This window comes from Nitrosomonas sp. (genome assembly GCF_021731985.1).
GTDB lineage: Bacteria > Pseudomonadota > Gammaproteobacteria > Burkholderiales > Nitrosomonadaceae > Nitrosomonas.
In genome coordinates this window covers 1-19,369 of sequence record NZ_JAKFWH010000044.1, presented here as the reverse complement: position 1 = coordinate 19,369, position 19,369 = coordinate 1, and the positions used below count along the sequence as shown (strand labels likewise).

Sequence of the window (19,369 nt, the reverse complement as noted above, 5' to 3'; positions counted from 1 at the left end):
TTAAAACCAGATATTTAACGGAAATGAACTCCGTATCGATTCCGGTAGTTGCATTATCAAACCTAATAGAACAATCCATATGAGTGTAATCGGAATAAATATCTTCCATCCCAATCTCATGATCTGATCATAGCGATAGCGTGGGAAAGTTGCACGAAACCAAAGGAAGAAAAACAGGATAAATGCAATCTTCAATAGCAACCAAATAAAACCGGGAATCCATGTAAATGGTTCCATATCAACCGGAGGTAACCAACCACCCAGGAACATGATTGATGTCAGAGTAGCAACCAGTATCATGTTTGAATATTCAGCCAGAAAAAATACGGTAAAGGCCATACCCGAGTAATCAACATGGAAACCTGCAACAATTTCTGATTCGCCTTCTGCGACATCAAATGGCGCACGATTAGTCTCAGCTACCCCTGAAATCAAATAAACCAGAAACATTGGAAACAGCGGAATCAAATACCAGTTCAACAAACTGTTACCTTGTTGACCGTTAACAATGTCACCCAAATTCAAACTTCGTGACATCATTAAAACACATACCAAAGCAAAACCCATTGCCAATTCGTATGAAACTACCTGAGCAGCAGAACGCATCGCGCCTAAGAAAGCATATTTCGAATTCGATGCCCATCCGGCAATGATAATACCGTAGATGCCCATTGACGTCATGGCTAAAATATATAGCAATCCTGCATTGATATCTGCAAGAACAAGTTCAGGAGAAAAAGGTATCACTGCCCAGGCCGCAAGCGCTGGCATAATTGTTAATACCGGTGCAAGAATAAATAAGAGCTTGTTTGCTCCCGTCGGAACAATGATCTCTTTCATCATTGCTTTAACTGCATCAGCAATCGGTTGCCCCCATCCGCGCAACCACGGTATCCCAAAAAAGGTTACTCTATTGGGTCCGACGCGAATTTGCATATAAGCAATTATTTTCCGTTCCGCAAAGGTTAAATAAGCGACGCCTAATAACAATGGAATAACAATAGCAAAAATAAATGTCATATTTGAAGCAAATGAAAACAACATAGATCCCCATTCTGTTCCAAATATTTCCACAAACTGTTGTTGAATATTCTCCATTAATAGACTCCAGCCTTTGCCTTCACTGTTTTTCCAATTGAATTTCTCCGAACAAAGCGCCAAGTGCTACTGTTTTAGGATGTGCACCTACAACACGCACACAATTATCAGGTAATTTTTCATCATGAGCGACCTCGAGTCGAACGGACCCATCTCCCTGCGTAACTTGCACTTGATCACCTGCGATCACACCTAAATTCTCCAGCATTGCAGTTGCCATCCATGCTTTTGGCGGTACAGCATCTTGAGTAGCCTGCAATGATTCAGCACGACGAACAATCGGATCTGTCTGATAAATTGGTATTTCTCCAATGCGTTGTATCCCTTGTCCTTCAGTCACTCTAATCTCGGTACCAAAGTCTCTCAAATTATTATTGAGGTATCGATTAATTTCTAATCCTTCAGGAAAGATTTCTGCCCGAATTTGTTCTGGTGTCTCATATTCAAATTTCTCTAACGCCAGCAAATTTGCTAGTACGCGAAGTACCTTCCAAGCAGGGCGAGCTTCTCCTAGCGGAGAAACAACACCATTGAAACTTTGTATTCTACCTTCAGTATTAACATAAGTTCCTGATGTCTCGGTAAAGGGCGCAATAGGTAATAAAATATCTGCGTAATCCGCTGCATTTCCTTTATAAGCACTCAGCGATACCACAAACTCACTCGACTTGATCGTTTTTAACGCTTTCTGGGAATTGTAAGTATCAAATTCTGGTTCCACATTCATCAATATAAATGCCCGACACTTTTCATCGGTCAAGTCATTGCTATAGCCTAGCATTTGCGCTGCGTTTAATCCGGATTCCATCTGATCAAATTTTGTTGTAACAGACAACAATGTGTTGATTTCCGGTATTGCACCTACCAAATACGCACCGACACTATTTGCAGCTTCGCCCAATATGCCATAGCTCGCTCCTGTAATTTGTGCAATCAGACCTGCAAGCAAATTAATCCTTGAATAATCCGGATGGTGTTGGCATAAATTGCCCAAGTAAATTGCTGCTGGTGCATTTTCAATTAGACTTGCAGCAATAGCAGATGCGTTAACAGTACTCGAAACATTTATTGAATTAATGAGTTGTTGCAACTCGCTCGTTTGTTCTGTTTCTTTAATCTCAGATGCTGCTTTTAAGATTTCCGCCAATTTTTTGATCATCGCACCAGGTGCAACTATGGCCTTATTCGCAACATTAACCAATAAATCATCATCTATTGGATTTACAATACTCAACTTCATGCCATTTTTAACAGCTTGACGCAAACGCTGTGCAATAAGCGGATGATCTTTACGTAATGTGCTGCCTATAAGAAGCGTCGACTTTAATTTTGATATGTCTGCAATACTAGTACCCAACCACGGCACACCTTGCATTTGTTTATCTGCGGAAAAGTCTGACTGACGCAGACGATGATCAATGTTGCCGCTGCCCATGGTACGTAATAATTTCTGCAACAAAAACAATTCTTCCGATGTGCTATGCGCAGATCCTAATGCAGCTATGCTTTTCGCGCCATACTTTTGTTTGATTGATTGTAGGGCATTAGCGGTAAATTCCAAGGCTTCTTGCCAGTCACACTCAAACCATTGACCATCGCGCTTGATCATGGGACGTGTCAATCTATCTTCTGAGTTTAATCCTTCATAGGAAAAACGATCTTTATCAGACAACCAGCATTCATTGATCGCTTCATTGTCCCGAGGAAGAACACGCATTACGCGATTCTGTTTGACTTGTACAATCAGATTTGAACCCAGACCACAGTGCGGGCTTATTGATTTTCTGCGCGATAACTCCCAAGTTCGCGCTGAATACCGAAATGGCTTACTAACCAGCGCACCAACAGGGCAAAGGTCAATAACATTGCCAGACAACTCAGAATCTACGGTCTTGCCAACGAATGCAAGTATTTCAGAATGTTCACCACGTCCAACCATTCCAAGTTCCATAATCCCAGCAATTTCCTGACCAAAACGGACGCAACGTGTACAGTGGATACACCGCGTCATATCCGTTGATATCAATGGGCCCAAATTTTTGTTGATTACGACTCGTTTTGCTTCGGTATACCTTGATCCACTCGCACCATACCCAACAGCGAGATCTTGCAGTTGACACTCACCGCCTTGATCACAAATGGGACAATCCAGCGGATGATTTATAAGCAGAAACTCCATGACACCTTTCTGTGCTGTCACTGCTTGCTGTGAATGTGTATATACCTTCATTCCATCCATCACCGGCGTTGCACACGCGGGTAATGGTTTAGGTGCCTTCTCGACTTGTACAAGACACATGCGGCAATTGGCAGCAATGGATAATTTCTTGTGATAGCAAAAATGAGGAATATACACACCAATCTGTTTTGCCCCCTCCAGGATGGTACTTCCTTTAGGAACAGATACTTGCTTACCGTCGATTTCTATATTGACCATCGGCTAAAATTCTTGGGTTAATCACTAATTAATAAATGATACGTAATGGTTGTTTGGCATTAGAACAATTAGACCATACATTTCTTGTGCTCTATATGGTAAACAAATTCGTTTCGAAAATGTTGAATCATAGCGCGCACTGGCATTGCCGCAGCATCGCCCAGAGCGCAAATTGTTCTTCCCTGTATGTTATCAGCAATATTATCAAGCAAATCAAGGTCTTCAAGTCGACCTTTGCCATGTTCAATGCGATTAACGATACGATAAAGCCATCCCGTACCTTCACGGCATGGTGTACATTGACCACAGGACTCTTCGTAATAAAAATATGACAATCGTTCCAGGGCCCTTACCATGCAGGTTGTGTCATCCATGATGATGACTGCACCTGAACCAAGCATAGATCCAGCTTTGGCAATGGAATCATAATCCATATCCGTTTGCATCATAATATCGCCAGGTAATACTGGCATTGATGACCCACCCGGAATACATCCTTTTAACTTCCGACCTCCCCGCATCCCGCCTGCCAACTCCAATAACTCTGCGAAAGGCGTCCCAAGGGGTATTTCATAATTACCTGGTTTATTAACATGCCCTGATACCGAAAATATCTTAGTACCACCGTTATTAGGTTTTCCAAGTTGTAGATATTTCTCTCCGCCATTACGGATTATCCATGGAACCGAAGAAAAGGTTTCTGTATTATTAATAGTAGTTGGCTTGCCATAAAGACCATAATTTGCTGGGAAAGGCGGCTTAAAGCGTGGCTGCCCTTTCTTGCCTTCTATAGATTCTAGTAATGCCGTTTCTTCACCACAGATATAAGCGCCATACCCATGATGATTGTATAGTTGGAAACTAAATGCTGATCCAAGAATATTATTCCCTAGATAACCGGCTACTCGCGCTTCTTCAACAGCTTCTTCCATGCGCTCGTAAGTTTCCCATATCTCACCATGAATATAGTTATAGCCCGCTTTAACGCCCATTGCGTATGCGGCTATTATCATGCCTTCAATCAACAAATGCGGGTTAAATCGCATGATATCGCGATCTTTGAATGTACCTGGTTCCCCCTCATCTGAATTGCAAACGATATATTTATCTCCTTCATATGCCTTAGGCATGAAGCTCCACTTCAATCCAGTGGGGAAACCAGCCCCTCCGCGGCCACGAAGTGCAGATTTTTTGACTTCTTCGATCACTTCTCCAGGAGTAATTTGTTTAGCCAGTATTTCTCTAAGCGCAGCATAGCCTTCACGTTTCTCATAATTTCTGATCCGCCAATTTTCAGGATCGGATGGATCGACTTGATCCATTAATATTTGCGGGTACTGATTCATTCGCTCAGTTCCTCCAGCAATTTATCGATCATTTCATTGGACATAAAACTACACATGCGCTTATTATTAACTAATAATACTGGCGCATCACCACAAGCCCCAAAGCACTCGCCTTCCTTTAGTGTAAATTTACCATCAGGAGTTGTCTGGTTAAATTCAATATCTAATTTTTTCTTTAAATAAGCTGCACTATCATTACTACCCGATAGAGCACAAGGCAAATTGGTGCATACCGTAATCTTGTATTTACCCACCGGCTCGAGGTTATACATATTATAAAAAGTGGCCACTTCATATACTGCAATGGGAGGCATCCCTAGATATTCAGCCACAAAATTCATTGTTTCATCGGTCAACCAGCCCTTTTCATCTTGTGCAATTGCAAGCGCTGACATGACAGCAGATTGTTTTTGTTCAGCCGGATATTTAGCGATCTCTCGATCTATTCTTTTAAGGGATTCAGTGCTTAACATCGTTTATCTATCTATCTCACCAAATACTATATCTTGTGTGCCAATAATTGCTACCACATCTGAGATCATGTGCCCTCTCGACATTTCATCCAAAGCAGCTAAATGTGCAAATCCAGGCGCACGTATTTTCAGTCGATAGGGCTTATTAGCACCGTTAGATACCAGATAAATGCCAAACTCACCTTTGGGATGTTCAACCGCTGCGTAGGTTTCACCCGGAGGCACATGAAAGCCCTCAGTAAATAATTTGAAATGATGAATCATCTCTTCCATATTTTGTTTCATATCAACACGTGAAGGTGGTGCAATTTTATGATTGTCAGTAATCACCGGTCCTGGATTGATGCGCAGCCAATCGATACATTGCTTGATGATGCGATTTGATTGTCGAAATTCCTCCATACGTACCAAATATCGATCATAGCAATCACCATTAACACCTACGGGTATATCAAAATCAATGCGATCGTAGACTTCATAAGGCTGTTTTCTTCTTAAATCCCATTCCACACCGGAACCACGTAGCATTGGACCGGTAAAACCTAACGCTTTAGCTCGTTCAGGAGAAACAATACCAATATCTACCAAGCGTTGCTTCCAAATTCTATTGTCAGTTAGCAATGTTTCATATTCGTCAACATACGTTGGAAAACGATTCGTAAAATCTTCAATAAAATCCAATAAGGAACCTTCTCGATTTGAGTTCCGCGCACGAGTCTGCTTTTGATTATGAATTTTCGATGGCTGATACTGAGGCATCGTATCGGGTAAATCACGATATACACCACCTGGCCTATAATAGGCAGCGTGCAACCGAGCACCTGATACCGCTTCATAACAATCCATCAGATCTTCCCTTTCACGAAAAGCATACAGAAACATTGTCATAGCACCGACATCCAGCGCATGCGCACCAATCCACAACAAGTGATTAAGTATACGAGTAATTTCATCAAACATTACACGTATGTACTGCGCTCTTATTGGCACTTCAACTTGCAACAGTTTCTCGATAGCCATCACGTAAGCATGCTCGTTAACCATCATCGAGACATAATCCAATCGATCCATATATGGAACCGATTGAATATACGTTTTATTTTCTGCTAATTTTTCAGTTGCCCGATGCAGCAATCCAATATGGGGATCTGCACGCAGCACAACTTCTCCATCCAATTCCAGAACCAATCTCAGCACGCCGTGAGCTGCTGGGTGCTGGGGCCCAAAATTCATGGTGTAATTACGTATTTCAGCCATATGTTATTTCACAAAATTCTTATCTAAAACACAATTCATGCGGTGAAATCATGCGAGCATCAGGATTCACAATCCCCGTAATTCTCTTCGCGTATCACCAGCGGTGTTATTTCTCTCGGTTCAATAGTGACAGGTTGGTAAATAACGCGCTTCTGCTCTGCATCATAGCGCATTTCAACATGACCTGTTATTGGAAAATCCTTACGGAATGGATTTCCAATAAAACCATAGTCTGTCAATATTCTACGTAAATCTGGATGGCCAGTAAAAACAACACCATAAAGATCAAATGCTTCACGCTCAAACCAGTTAGCGACCGGCCATATATCAGTGACTGAATCCACTACCGGAAAATCATTATTTTCAGCCAAAACTCGAATGCGCAATCTATGGTTCCGATCAACCGAAAGTAAATGATAAATCACTGCAAAACGTCTACTCTTGAAATTATTTTTTTCTGACAAATCGTCGCCATACATCAAATAATCAATTCCACACAAATCAATCAATGTATCAAAAGCAAGTATAGGATCGTCACGCAACATTTCACTCGCAGTAAATATATCCTCTGCATGGACATTGATAGTTAATTCACCATGCCGAACTTGGATCCCAATCAGTTTATCCCCGAGCGCCCCCCGCAACGATTCAGCAAGATTCTCCAGATGTGTAGTATGCATAGGAATTATCGTGCAATAGTGTTAGTGCGATTTATTTTATTTTGCAACTGAATAATGCCGTACAGCAAAGCTTCTGCTGTGGGAGGGCAACCCGGTACATAAATATCAACCGGTACAATACGATCACAACCCCGAACTACAGAATATGAATAATGGTAATACCCTCCACCATTTGCACACGATCCCATCGAGATTACCCAACGCGGCTCAGCCATTTGATCATAGACCTTACGTAAAGCTGGGGCCATTTTGTTACATAAAGTACCCGCCACAATCATAACATCTGATTGGCGCGGACTTGGTCGAAACACTATACCAAATCGGTCAAGATCATAACGTGACGCTCCTGTCTCCATCATTTCAACTGCACAGCAAGCCAGTCCAAAAGTCATTGGCCACATGGAACCAGTTCGCCCCCAGTTAATAATTGAGTCTAAACTGGTAGTAACAAATCCCTTTTCAAGAACTCCCTCTATACTCATAACACTAATCCCATTCTAATGCTCCTTTCATCCATTCGTAGATAAAACCAACCACCAGGATACTCAGGAATATCATCATAGCAATAAATCCAAACATTCCAATTTCATCAAGTACGATTGCCCACGGGAATAGGAAAGCAATTTCTAGATCAAATAAGATAAATAAAATTGCGACCAGATAATAACGCACATCAAACTTCATTCGAGCATCTTCAAAGGCTTCGAATCCACATTCGTATGGCGATAGCTTCTCACTATCCGGACGATTTGGTGCAAGCAGCCAACCACATAGCATGGGTACAACACCAACCAAGAATCCAACAATTAGAAAAAGTAAAATTGGAAAATAGTTTTCAAGCATATCTTATTCTTTTATTCAAACGTGACAGATTTACAGAAACAGCAATTTTTAGTTACGAGTTTACGAATGCAATCTTTGCGTGGTGCCGACGGCGAGACTCGAACTCGCACAGCTTTCGCCACCGCCCCCTCAAGACGGCGTGTCTACCAATTCCACCACGTCGGCGGCAAAACTATGTACCTTTTGATCAAAAATTTTCCACATCATTTATAGCAAAGAAGCTACTCAGGTATCCGATTAACTTTTGAACCGCTCTCAACTTCTGGTCCATCACCATTCCGTTCGAAAGAAGATTCTTTTTCTGGCTTGACTTCAGATCCGCTTTCAGACTCTCCGATTTGATCCATAATGCTCATGGCTTTTGTGCTTCCGGTTTGATTCATCGAGAGATAAGTCAAACTCATACTTGTAGCAAAAAAAAGCGCTGCAACAAAACTTGTCGCACGACTCAGAAATGTCGCTGAACCACTTGCTCCAAATAAACTGCCTGCTGAGCCACTGCCAAACGCAGCTCCCATATCTGCACCTTTTCCATGCTGCAATAATACCAAAACTATTAGTATAATCGCCAACAAAACATGCGCTGCCCAAACCAAAATTTCCAACGTGTTACTCCAAAAAAATTATTGATGTAAAGCGCGACAAATCGCAACAAAATCAACTGCAACCAATGATGCACCACCTATCAAACCACCATCAATATCAGGCATATCAAATAACTCAGATGCATTATTTTCCTTGACACTTCCGCCATAAAGAATGGTTAAGCCTTTGGCTATATTTGCATTTTTATTAGCTATACCTTCTCTTATAAAAGAGTGAATATCTTGAGCTTGCTCAGGTGATGCTGTTTTACCCGTACCGATAGCCCATACAGGTTCATAAGCGATGATCGCGTTAACTAGAGATTCGACTCCCGCTAATTTGATAACCGCTGCTAACTGCTCTTCTATTACTTGTTCTGTTGTGCCAGCTTCACGTTGCGCAAGTGTTTCCCCTACACACAGAATAGGGGTTATGCCAGCCCGTTGAGCTGCTTGATATTTTTCAGCGACGGTTTGACTATCTTCACCAAATAATGTTCTTCTTTCCGAGTGACCTACAATTACATAACGACATTCAAAATCATTTAACATGAGGGCCGATATTTCTCCTGTATACGGCCCTTTTTCGTACTGACTTACATTTTGGGCACCCCAAGCTATATTCGTATTCTGTAATGTGTCTTGTACTGAGGGAAGATAAAGATAAGGCACACAAACCAGAAAACTTACCTCCTGTAATCCATTTAAGCTTGTAACAATCGCATTGAGTAACTGTTTATTCTCTAACAAATTACCGTGCATCTTCCAGTTACCCGCCACCATCTTTCTGCGCATTTTACCTCTTGCCTCAACTTACTAAAATGGGCGATGCTACCCTTGATTCTTCATCAAGTCAATTCTATATCTTTTACCCAGGCAACGAAAGGCGGTTGGCAATTTGACGGCCACCTGCCACGGAATGGTCTGCTGTGAAACAGATTAGTTAATCAACAAATTCCAGCACATGTAAAATCGCATCGCTAACGACTATAAATTATTAACACCCCTACACCGCAGTATGTATTTCTCAAGTTCAATGATCAGAAATAGCAACAAACTGACTGCGATAATGCGTCCCCAGGCCGCTGCATCCAGAGCAGTCGTGCCAAATAGCTGCTGCATCACAGGCAAATAGGTAAACAGCAATTGCAGTATCAACAATAGCCCGATAGCCATTAAAACATAACGATTACCCAGCAATCCTTGGCGCGAGCACACGGAAGCCATCAAATAACGGCAATTGAACAAATAAACTATCCCACACATCACCAGCACATTCACAACCACTGTTCGAGCCAGTTCGATACTCGCGCCTTGCACGGTTTCCCAGAAATACAAAGTAAAAACACCACTCATCATCAACAGTGCAACAAAGAAAATACGCCACACCAGGAATCCAGACAAAATCGATGCATTGGGGTCATGGGGCGAGCGTGACATGACACCGCTTTCAGATCGTTCAAATGCGAGCGAAATTGCCAACGTTACAGTCGTCACCATATTGATCCACAAAATCTGCACCGGCGTGATGGGTAGCGCCATCCCCAGAATAATGGCGAGTATCAAAACACCCGCCATACCGCCGCTGGTTGGAAGAATATAAACAACCGTTTTGCGGATGTTGTCGTAGACTGTGCGACCTTCTTCCACCGCATGTGTAATCGAAGCAAAATTGTCATCCATCAGCACCATTTCAGCCGCTTCTTTCGCCACTTCAGTGCCGTTTCTCCCCATGGCAACGCCGATATCGGCACGCTTTAAGGCTGGTGCATCATTCACACCGTCACCTGTCATAGCAACAATTTCACCATTGTCCTGTAGCGCCGTAACCAGCCGGAGTTTATGCTCAGGGCTTGCACGTGCAAAAATATCTATTTCTCCGGCTATTTTTCGCAGTTGTGCGCCGTCCATCTTATCCAGTTCAATTCCGGTTACCGCGTTCTGACCATTACCTATACCTAATTTCACGCCAATCGCGCAAGCGGTAATACGATGATCCCCGGTAATCATTTTGACGCGAATGCCTGCGCTACGGCATTTGTCTACAGCGGCAATGGCCTCTTCGCGCGGCGGATCAATAATTCCCACCAGACCAAGCAACGTAAAACCTGCTTCAACATCAGAAGTCTGCAATATTTGCTGTTTTGTTTGAATCGCACGACTGGCCATGGCTAGTATGCGCTGCCCCGTCGCACTTTCCTCCTGTATTTTGGCATGCCAGAAATCAAACTGAATCAGATGATCTTCTCCTTGGCTTCGTTGATGGCTGCACATTGCCAGCACTTCTTCCGGCGCACCTTTGACGTATATCAGGCCATTCCCGGCATGGTCCTGATGCAACGTCGCCATAAAACGATGTTCCGACTCAAACGGAATGACATCCGTTCGAGGCAGTGTTTTCCGCTCAATGGCCGGATCCAACGTCGCTTTCATTGCTAAAGTAATGAGCGCAGCTTCTGTCGGATCACCGTGAATGCCCCAGGTACCATCATCCTGCTGACGCAACGATGCTTCGTTACACAACATCCCTGCCCGAAACATATCCAGCATATCGGGATAATCAGTAACCGGAATTCCCTTTCCATCCTGGCTAAAACCACCCGTTGGCGCATAATCCACGCCGCTAACTTGGAATTGATCATCAGCAGTTATCACGCTCTGCACGGTCATTTCATTACGTGTTAACGTTCCGGTCTTATCGGTACAGATAACAGTCACCGCACCCAGTGCTTCTACCGCAGGCAGGTGACGAACAATCGCGTTACGCCGCGCCATATTCTGCACGCCGAGCGCCAAAGTTATCGTCATGATGGCAGGTAATCCTTCTGGAATCGCTGCGATAGCCATGCTGATGGCCGCCATAAACATCTCATTAACCGGGTAATCATGCAGTAACAATCCATAAACAAAAATGCCAGTTGCCAGCAGTAAAATTAGCAGCGTCAGCCAGCGGCCGAAAATCGCCATTTGCCGCAACAAAGGTGATGTCAGCTTATCGACTTGCGCAATCATCTGACTGATGCGCCCAATCTCGGTATGTTGAGCGGTAGCAACCACCACGCCCGAGCCTTGGCCATAAACCACTAGCGTACCCGAATAGGCCATACAAAACCGATCCCCGATCGCCGTCACTGCTTCGACTGCGTGAATGGATTTCTCGACAGCTTCCGATTCTCCGGTTAACGCTGCTTCTTCGATACGCAGGTTTTTACAGTCGACCAATCGCAAGTCAGCCGGTACCTTGTCGCCGGATTGCAGCACTACGATATCGCCAGGCACCAGTTGATCAGCTGGCATCTGTATCCGCTGACCATCGCGCTGAACGATCGCGTTAAGCGACAGCATGCGCCGGATAGCATTCAGTGCTTCTTCCGCTTTGCCTTCCTGAACAAAGCCGATGATGGCATTGATGACCACCACGCCGAGAATAACGCCACTATCGACCCAGTGCCCTAGAAAAGCGGTCATGCTGCATGCAGCGAGCAGGATATAAATCAATACATTATGAAATTGCAACAAAAAGCGAATAACGTTGCTTTGTGGTTTGGGTGGGTTCAATCGGTTGGCACCATACTGTTCAAGACGCAACTTCGCTTCCGTTTGCGATAAACCAGCATCCCCGGTTTTAAACTCTTCCAGCACCTGCGGCGGCGGGTAGCTATGCCATGCAGGTGTTTTATCGGGTGCAGAAACTTGTTCATGGGGCATAAGCAGCTCTCTTCAATGGTAGGACAAATTGTATTGCGCCTATCCAATAGACCAGGATTAATAGGAATAATTTGTATTTAATTATTCAGTACAGCTACAATGAAAACATTCTTTTCTTACTTAACACAGCAAATGAGGCTTTCTATGAAATACTCTATCATTCTAATGGCAGTTTCGGCCATTCTGTTTACCAGCATGACGCAGGCTGCTGGCCGGGTACCGTTTGGCCATCAAGTTATTGCAGTACAAAACTACAACCGCGCTACGGAACAAATTGCCTTATCCGGAATGATTAGCGAGGGCGGCGTGCCAGCATTGGCAGCCACTGGTTTCAAAACCATTATTGATTTGCGCACCAAAAATGAAGGCGTTATGGAGGAAAAAGCATTGGTCGATATTGCTGGCATGATGTATGTCAACATTCCGACGACCGTTGCTGGAATCACTAAGGAGCAGGTGACCGCATTTACCAAAGTGATCGAATCAGCTCAATCCCCGATACTAATCCATTGTGGATCGGGTAACCGGGCAAGTGCCATGTGGGCTAGCTATCGAATCACCAAAGGTGTTGATCCGGAAGTAGCCATTGAGGATGCCCGTAAAACCGGTTTGCGCCCGCCGCTGGAAGAAAAACTTCGTGAAATCATGCTGAACTGAGCTTTGATCCTATTCATCAACCCATCCAGAACAATCTGATAATCATCCACACCGATACCCCCATGGAAACTACAGCAAACCCTTGCTGTAGTTTCGGGCCAGCAAGAAAATGAGCAAAAATTCGCCCGATCAACATACCTGCCAATCCGCCAGCAGCAAAAGGTAGCGCAATAGTCCAATTCATCCCGCCGATAAAGGTTGCAGAAACAACACCTACAGCAGAAATAAGCGCGATAACTGCCAGGGATGTTGCAAGAATTGATTGCATCGAAAGATTGGTCGCTTTCCTTAATGCCGGCACAATGACAAAACCGCCCCCGACGCCCAGCAATCCCGATAAGCACCCGGTTGCAATTCCGGAAAATGCCAATGCCCGGGCACACGGCCAAGTCCATACCAAACGGCCTTGCTCATAGGCTAGCTGGCAAGGTATTGAAGCGGGATCAGATTGAGAGTCTGTGATATTTTTCACCGGCTCATCCTGCATCTTACTTTGCCGCAACATGCTGATCGCAGCATAAAACAAAACTAGTGCAAACAAAATCGTTAGCGGCGCATTAGGCAATTTCTGCGCCAGCCATATGCCAATGGGTGCAGTCACAACACCGGTAATCGCAATAAACCCCGCTGCCCGATAACGCACTTTTCCTTGTCTGTGCGCAATTAACGCACCGATAGCAGAAGACAAACACACGGCGAATAAAGCAATCGGAGCGGCTTCGGCGACAACCAGATGCAATCCAAACATCAATAGCGGAACTGCAATGATCGTGCCGCCAGCACCAGTCAGTGCCAATATAGCGCCAGTAACAGCGCCAAGCAAAATACTGATCAGCAGAATATCCACATGTTCAGCTTAATTTACCAGGACGAGCAAGCCATTCCTTGCCTTTTAACATGCCATTCCAATAGATCCATGGAAAAACTGTCGTTTTAAGAAACCAATTAAGCTTTCTCGGCACTGTTGGATCAAGTGGGAATGTCGGTAATAATTTTCCACCAAAACCAAATTCAGCCAGTATGACTTTGCCATTTTCCACTGTCAGCGGACAGGCGCCGTAACCGTCATAGATAGTCGTCAGTTCCCGGTCTTCTTTTGCTGCCAGAAGATTCTCGGCCACCACAACAATTTGCTTTCTGGCTGCTGCGGCCGTTTTCGTATTTGGCGATGAGCAGGCATCGCCCAGTGAGAATATATTCGAGTAATCGGTATGCTGCAGTGTCTTTTCATTCACTTTGCAAAAACCACCCGTATCTGCCAGAGGACTATTGCGAAGAAAATCCGGAGCAACTTGTGATGGTGTCACATGCAGCATGTCAAAAGGTTTCTCTTCGAGGGTTGCCGTTCCATCATTGCCCTTATTTTCAAAGTAGGCGATCTTTTTATTCCCATCCACTTTGACCAGATTAGAATTGAATAACAATTTTGCATGGTAACGTCTGACATACTCCATTAGGGGTGGAACAAAATCAGCCACGCCAAATAACACAGCAGTTGCTGTATTAAACTCAACGTCCATACTTTCCAGACATTGGGCACTCATCCAGTGATCACAAGAAAGATACATGGCTTTCTGTGGTGCGCCCGCACATTTGATCGGCATTGGCGGCTGGGTAAAAATTGCTTTCCCGGCTTTAAGTTCTTTGACGAGGGACCAGGTATAAGGCGCCAGATCATACCGGTAATTTGAAGTAACACCGCTCTTACCCAGCGTTTCTTCCAATCCTTCAATCTTTTCCCATGCCAGACGTATACCCGGGCAAACAATTAATTGCCGGTATCCCATCACACGACCATCAGATAAATGCACTCTGTTGTGCTCCGGATCAAATCCAGACGCGGCCGCCTGAATCCATTCCGCATTCCCGGGAATAATATCAGCCATCGGTTTCACTGTTTCGGCGATATCATAAGCACCGGCTCCCACCAGTGTCCAAGCAGGCTGATAATAATGTTTGCCGCTTGGTTCGATAATCGCGATACGCAGCGTTGGCCGCCGTTTAAGCAGGCTTGCAGTAACACCGATGCCAGCCGAACCGCCACCTACGACAACCACATCAAAAGCGTCATTCCAGTTACAGGCCGCCACGACAGATTCCTGTGCTTCTGGGTCGTCTTGATCATTCTGCTGAGTCATTCCATACAAAGCAGTCGCACGCATACCAGAACCGCAAAACGCCAGAACCGGTTTGGGCAACTCAATCATTAGTTTTTGAAAAGCTTCCGCGCGCTCTGTGGGTATGCTACCCATCCTGACTGGTAAATAGACAAAAGTAATATTCAGTAACTTGGCCGTTGCCTCCAGCTCTGCACTACCCGGCTGATTCTCGCCACCTTCATAATCTGGGCGATTACAAATGATTGATCTGTAACCAGCGGCTGCAATCTCGGTGATGTCGCCTATACTGATTTGACCTGCAATCGACAGTTTGTGATCAAGCTTGGTAATATCCAGTCGCATATCCTACTCCTTCATCAATCAGTCACAATCGCCGTAGCACCAGCTATTTGTTCTGTCGAAATCCTATCGCAAAATAGCTCTCTGCATCGTGATTAATGTTTATTCTTTCAGGTGGATTGATTCTTACAATACAAACCATACAAAGTCTCCATAATCTTAAGGGCTTCCTGACTCGCCACACTATAGTATATATATTTACCTTTGCGCTCTGTTGCAACCAGATTCTCTTCTCGCAGAACGGTCAGTTGTTGCGACAGTGTGGGCTGATGAATACCCAACAATTCTTCAAGTTCGCCCACGTTCCGGGTTCCCTGACTCAGTTCGCACAAAATGAGCAACCGGTCTTCATTAGCCAATATTTTCAGCAAAGCACAAGCAGCCGAAGCAGATGTATGTAGCGCTGCGATATCGTGTAAAACTGTGTCTGTTTTCATAATTAATCCTACTTAACGTTAGTGCGTAGCAAGTTAAAGCTTGAATGATAAATGCATTAAATTGATAATGGTTAAAATTCTAGTTTATTTTCATACAATCTGTAAGTAGTTTATCCACGTCCTTGCAGGTTTTGGTAAATACCCATGCCCAATAGCATGGCGATAAGAAACACCAGTGCGTCAATACTTCCTGTTCCAGCCAGCACCACGGCCGGTCCGGGACAAATACCCGCTATCCCCCAGCCAACGCCAAACACAAGGCTTCCCAGAAGCAAACGACCATCTATTTTTGTGACTGCAGGTATCTGCATCGATAAACCCAAGTAGCTGTTTGTACGTTTCTTTGCCAGTGCAAAAGCAATAAAACCCACAGCCACAGCAGCACTCATAACCCATAGCAGTGCAGAATCCCAGTTACCTGTTAGATCAAGAAACGCCAGAACTATGGCAGGATTTACCATGCCAGACAAGATAATTCCCAAGCCGAAAACAATCCCTGATAGCAATGCCATAAAGTTAACCATTGAATGCCTCCCTGATTTAGGCCTATCCGAGTTAAAAAGTAAATACATGCCGTATCAAATAGACTGTTATAAAACCGGCAAGCATAAATACTGTTGTCGCCGCAATTGAGCGCGGCGACTGTCTAGATATTCCACAAACCCCATGACCACTAGTACAACCAGAACCCAGGCGTGTACCGTAACCGACTAAGAAACCTGCCAATGCTAACATCGTATAGTTGGTTTCAATAACGATCTCTGGCAAAACAAAAAAGAACCTCCAAATAACCACTGATAAAATCAATCCTAAAATAAAAGTGACACGCCAACCGATATCGCCTTTCTGCATCCGATATAATCCACCCACGATGCCCGATATACCTGCGATACGTCCGTTAAATAGCAATAACAATGCTACTGCAGCACCAATCATTAACCCGCCGCATGCCGCATGCCATGGCACTGAATCCAGATTAATATACATTCTCGTTCTCCCGCCAAGAAACACAAATCAATTCATATCAATCGCGTAGATATGCTATCATACGATATGTTTTATTATATATTATAATGTGCAGTAATTCCAATTAAATTGACAGAAAAATAAAATGAAACCAAATATCAATGCATTCTTTGATCCAGCAACCTGGACTGTCAGTTATATTATTTTTGATGAGCCGGGCGGCATTTGCGCCATTATTGACCCAGTTCTGGATTACGATCCAAAATCAAGCAGAACCAGTACGCGTTCGGCTAACACATTGATTGCATTTATTCACGAACACCGCTTATCGGTTGAGTGGATACTTGAAACGCATGCGCACGCAGATCATTTGTCATCCGCAGATTATCTTAAAAATCGTTTGGGTGGGAAAACTGGTATCTGCAATACTATTCCTATCGTGCAGGAGACTTTCAAAAAAGTTTTTAATTTCGATGATGCGTTTATTCCAGATGGCCATCATTTTGATCACTTATTCACGGAAGGCGAGCTATTTCAGGTTGGGAAATTAACGGCCAGAGCCATCTTCGTATCCGGTCACACACCTGCTGATACAGCTTATCAATTTGACGATGCCATCTTTGTCGGTGATACGCTTTTCATGCCAGATATTGGTACTGCACGGGCAGACTTTCCAGGTGGCAACGCAAGTCAGTTATTCAAGTCCATCCAAAAATTACTGGCATTTCCGCCGGAGACAAGATTATTTATGTGCCATGACTACCCACCTGCCAATCGCGCTGCTGCGTGGCAAAGTACAGTCGCACAGCAACGTCTCCATAACATTCATGTACACGACGGCATTAATGAAGATGAGTTTGTAGCAATGCGCAGCAAACGCGATGCGACGTTGGAAATGCCCAATTTGCTGCTACCTTCTATACAGGTAAACATCAGAGCTGGAAAATTACCACCAGTTGAAACAAACGGAATTGCATATTTCAAAATACCGGTTAACTTAATCTGATCTGTTTCAAGAAAGCCAGCTTCGGAGGAAAACTGACATTTCAATATAGCCAGGCTCAGACCTGTACTTTGACAAAATTCCCATGCTGCTGATCAAATTTCACGGCAATAAAGCGCGTTCCAACAGAAATCCGCTCGCCTTCATTACGTTTATGCGTTACTTCAGCCACCGCCTGAAAATTAGGCGCATCGATTTTTATAATATCATTTGGATCAAGCATCACCTCGGTTAAGAAGCGAATTCCTGTGGGTGACAAATCCTGAAATGTGCCTTGACAAGGCCTACCCGGCCAAAATAAGTAAAATACAAACTCACCCCTGATATTGATCCGCATCATTGTCCGGCGCGATGTTTCGAAATTTTCATGCTGCAAAACAAGCAGTGGGCTTACGCATTCCAGACAGCTTTCACTTTGATAGATATTTGCTTGTGGCACATACGGCGTCTTACAGAAGGAACAGTAATGTGTAATCACTGCCCGATACGATTCTATAGCAAGCTGCGGCGTACTTTTAACTTGGACTGGAAGCCCGGGTAGATTAGTATTTTGATGGACCGATTTCCCGGCAGCATGAAATAAGCTACCAGCAAAAATGGCATCATACTGCTTGCGCACATCAGGATTAGAAAGAATACGGTAAGCCTCATCAAGTAATGCAGTTTCTTGCGATGAATTCTTCCTGAGTGCTTGATAACTTGCCGTAATCGTAGCAATAGGCGCATCAGGCTGAACCTGAAGAATTCGATAATAGTTACGTTGATTCAGCTGTGCAGTTCGTTCATTCTTCTGTTTATCTACTTCTGCCTCGAAACTTGTATTCGAACCAAACGCTCCCTGACTGAGCGTTTTAATATGATGACGCTTCAGCAAATCAAGATCATAAGCAGCTCGCTTAAGCGGATCACGCAACGTGTTATAGGCAATAGCGAGTAAGCTTTCGTTCAAATCCGGACCAGCGAGATCAGGATGAATTTTAAGTTTTTGCAGCAATACGTGGTAACTCTCCTTGATCACCGTCATCGGTGCATCCGGTTGGACATGAAGAATTCGATAGAAATTACGCCGTTCGATCATGCGTATTGAAAATTCAAAGCGGTTAGTTTATCAGTACATGGATGCAGCATTCTTTCCTCATGTATCTCAATAGCTTGCAATGGGAAAAAGCACGCACAGTATACACATATCAATCACCATCACCAATATAGCCTGATAGGATTCCATACATGCATAATAATACAAATTAAAAATCTCATTATGCTGTAATTGCGAGAACAACTTAGTATATGCGTATCAGTAGTGTCCGGTTAAATTAGCTGTTGAAACGATAGAAGCCAGTATTGATGAGGATTGCAGAGAAAATATTTTGGTGCCGATTTGAAATCATATTTTGCAAATTCAGGTTCGAGTAATCTCCAGA

The 19,369-nt window shown here is 43.9% G+C and carries 19 protein-coding genes and 1 tRNA gene; 2 read left to right on the top strand and 18 right to left on the bottom strand.

What is annotated here, in order from left to right; genetic code table 11:
* The 12 genes from nuoH to QZ942_RS05825 form a co-directional block, all read right to left on the bottom strand.
* The gene (gene nuoH / locus QZ942_RS05880) at positions 1–1,098 is read right to left on the bottom strand and encodes an NADH-quinone oxidoreductase subunit NuoH (protein WP_292993760.1); all 1,098 of its coding nucleotides are present in this window, start codon (positions 1,096–1,098) and stop codon (positions 1–3) included.
* A 22-nt stretch (positions 1,099–1,120) separates the two neighbouring features.
* Positions 1,121–3,535 (bottom strand): NADH-quinone oxidoreductase subunit NuoG, encoded by a 2,415-nt coding sequence (gene nuoG / locus QZ942_RS05875; protein WP_292993759.1) that lies wholly within the window; start codon positions 3,533–3,535, stop codon positions 1,121–1,123.
* Between the two features lie 68 nt (positions 3,536–3,603).
* The gene (nuoF, locus tag QZ942_RS05870; protein ID WP_292993758.1) at positions 3,604–4,881 is read right to left on the bottom strand and encodes an NADH-quinone oxidoreductase subunit NuoF; all 1,278 of its coding nucleotides are present in this window, start codon (positions 4,879–4,881) and stop codon (positions 3,604–3,606) included.
* The gene (gene nuoE / locus QZ942_RS05865; RefSeq protein WP_292993757.1) at positions 4,878–5,354 is read right to left on the bottom strand and encodes an NADH-quinone oxidoreductase subunit NuoE; all 477 of its coding nucleotides are present in this window, start codon (positions 5,352–5,354) and stop codon (positions 4,878–4,880) included. The genes nuoF and nuoE overlap by 4 nt, the downstream gene beginning before the upstream one ends.
* Positions 5,355–5,357: 3 nt before the next feature.
* A complete protein-coding gene (locus tag QZ942_RS05860; RefSeq protein ID WP_292993756.1) occupies positions 5,358–6,611 on the bottom strand; it encodes an NADH-quinone oxidoreductase subunit D in 1,254 nt (417 codons plus the stop codon).
* Between the two features lie 59 nt (positions 6,612–6,670).
* On the bottom strand, positions 6,671–7,291 hold the full coding sequence (locus QZ942_RS05855; protein ID WP_292993755.1) for an NADH-quinone oxidoreductase subunit C: 621 nt from the start codon (positions 7,289–7,291) through the stop codon (positions 6,671–6,673).
* Positions 7,292–7,296: 5 nt separating this feature from the next.
* A complete protein-coding gene (locus QZ942_RS05850; protein WP_292993754.1) occupies positions 7,297–7,773 on the bottom strand; it encodes an NADH-quinone oxidoreductase subunit B family protein in 477 nt (158 codons plus the stop codon).
* A gap of 4 nt (positions 7,774–7,777) precedes the next feature.
* On the bottom strand, positions 7,778–8,134 hold the full coding sequence (locus QZ942_RS05845; RefSeq protein ID WP_292993753.1) for an NADH-quinone oxidoreductase subunit A: 357 nt from the start codon (positions 8,132–8,134) through the stop codon (positions 7,778–7,780).
* An 80-nt stretch (positions 8,135–8,214) separates the two neighbouring features.
* A tRNA-Leu gene (locus QZ942_RS05840) sits at positions 8,215–8,299 on the bottom strand.
* Positions 8,300–8,355: 56 nt separating this feature from the next.
* Positions 8,356–8,739 (bottom strand): preprotein translocase subunit SecG, encoded by a 384-nt coding sequence (gene secG, locus QZ942_RS05835; RefSeq protein ID WP_292993752.1) that lies wholly within the window; start codon positions 8,737–8,739, stop codon positions 8,356–8,358.
* Between the two features lie 18 nt (positions 8,740–8,757).
* Positions 8,758–9,513 (bottom strand): triose-phosphate isomerase, encoded by a 756-nt coding sequence (gene tpiA, locus QZ942_RS05830; protein ID WP_292993751.1) that lies wholly within the window; start codon positions 9,511–9,513, stop codon positions 8,758–8,760.
* 192 nt (positions 9,514–9,705) lie between these two features.
* A complete protein-coding gene (locus tag QZ942_RS05825; protein ID WP_292993750.1) occupies positions 9,706–12,426 on the bottom strand; it encodes a cation-transporting P-type ATPase in 2,721 nt (906 codons plus the stop codon).
* A gap of 144 nt (positions 12,427–12,570) precedes the next feature.
* On the opposite strand from QZ942_RS05825, the gene QZ942_RS05820 reads away from it, so the two are divergent.
* Positions 12,571–13,083, top strand: coding sequence for a protein tyrosine phosphatase family protein (locus QZ942_RS05820; protein WP_292993749.1), 513 nt, complete (start codon positions 12,571–12,573; stop codon positions 13,081–13,083).
* Between the two features lie 16 nt (positions 13,084–13,099).
* Here QZ942_RS05820 and QZ942_RS05815 read toward each other — a convergent pair whose 3' ends face one another.
* The 5 genes from QZ942_RS05815 to QZ942_RS05795 all read right to left on the bottom strand — a co-directional run bounded on the left by QZ942_RS05815 (position 13,100) and on the right by QZ942_RS05795 (position 16,966).
* Complete coding sequence (locus tag QZ942_RS05815; protein WP_292993748.1) at positions 13,100–13,930, bottom strand: sulfite exporter TauE/SafE family protein; 831 nt, start codon at positions 13,928–13,930, stop codon at positions 13,100–13,102.
* Between the two features lie 4 nt (positions 13,931–13,934).
* Positions 13,935–15,545, bottom strand: a complete 1,611-nt coding sequence (locus tag QZ942_RS05810; RefSeq protein WP_292993747.1) for a bifunctional protein tyrosine phosphatase family protein/NAD(P)/FAD-dependent oxidoreductase — start codon at positions 15,543–15,545, stop codon at positions 13,935–13,937.
* A 107-nt stretch (positions 15,546–15,652) separates the two neighbouring features.
* Positions 15,653–15,979, bottom strand: coding sequence for a metalloregulator ArsR/SmtB family transcription factor (locus tag QZ942_RS05805; RefSeq protein ID WP_292993746.1), 327 nt, complete (start codon positions 15,977–15,979; stop codon positions 15,653–15,655).
* A 110-nt stretch (positions 15,980–16,089) separates the two neighbouring features.
* Complete coding sequence (locus tag QZ942_RS05800) at positions 16,090–16,503, bottom strand: DUF6691 family protein (protein ID WP_292993745.1); 414 nt, start codon at positions 16,501–16,503, stop codon at positions 16,090–16,092.
* A gap of 31 nt (positions 16,504–16,534) precedes the next feature.
* On the bottom strand, positions 16,535–16,966 hold the full coding sequence (locus QZ942_RS05795; RefSeq protein ID WP_292993744.1) for a YeeE/YedE family protein: 432 nt from the start codon (positions 16,964–16,966) through the stop codon (positions 16,535–16,537).
* 124 nt (positions 16,967–17,090) lie between these two features.
* Here QZ942_RS05795 and QZ942_RS05790 point away from each other — a divergent pair, with 124 nt between their 5' ends.
* The gene (locus tag QZ942_RS05790) at positions 17,091–17,951 is read left to right on the top strand and encodes an MBL fold metallo-hydrolase (protein ID WP_292993743.1); all 861 of its coding nucleotides are present in this window, start codon (positions 17,091–17,093) and stop codon (positions 17,949–17,951) included.
* A 55-nt stretch (positions 17,952–18,006) separates the two neighbouring features.
* Here QZ942_RS05790 and QZ942_RS05785 read toward each other — a convergent pair whose 3' ends face one another.
* Positions 18,007–19,026, bottom strand: coding sequence for a DnaJ domain-containing protein (locus QZ942_RS05785; protein WP_292993742.1), 1,020 nt, complete (start codon positions 19,024–19,026; stop codon positions 18,007–18,009).
* Positions 19,027–19,369: the final 343 nt, after the last annotated feature.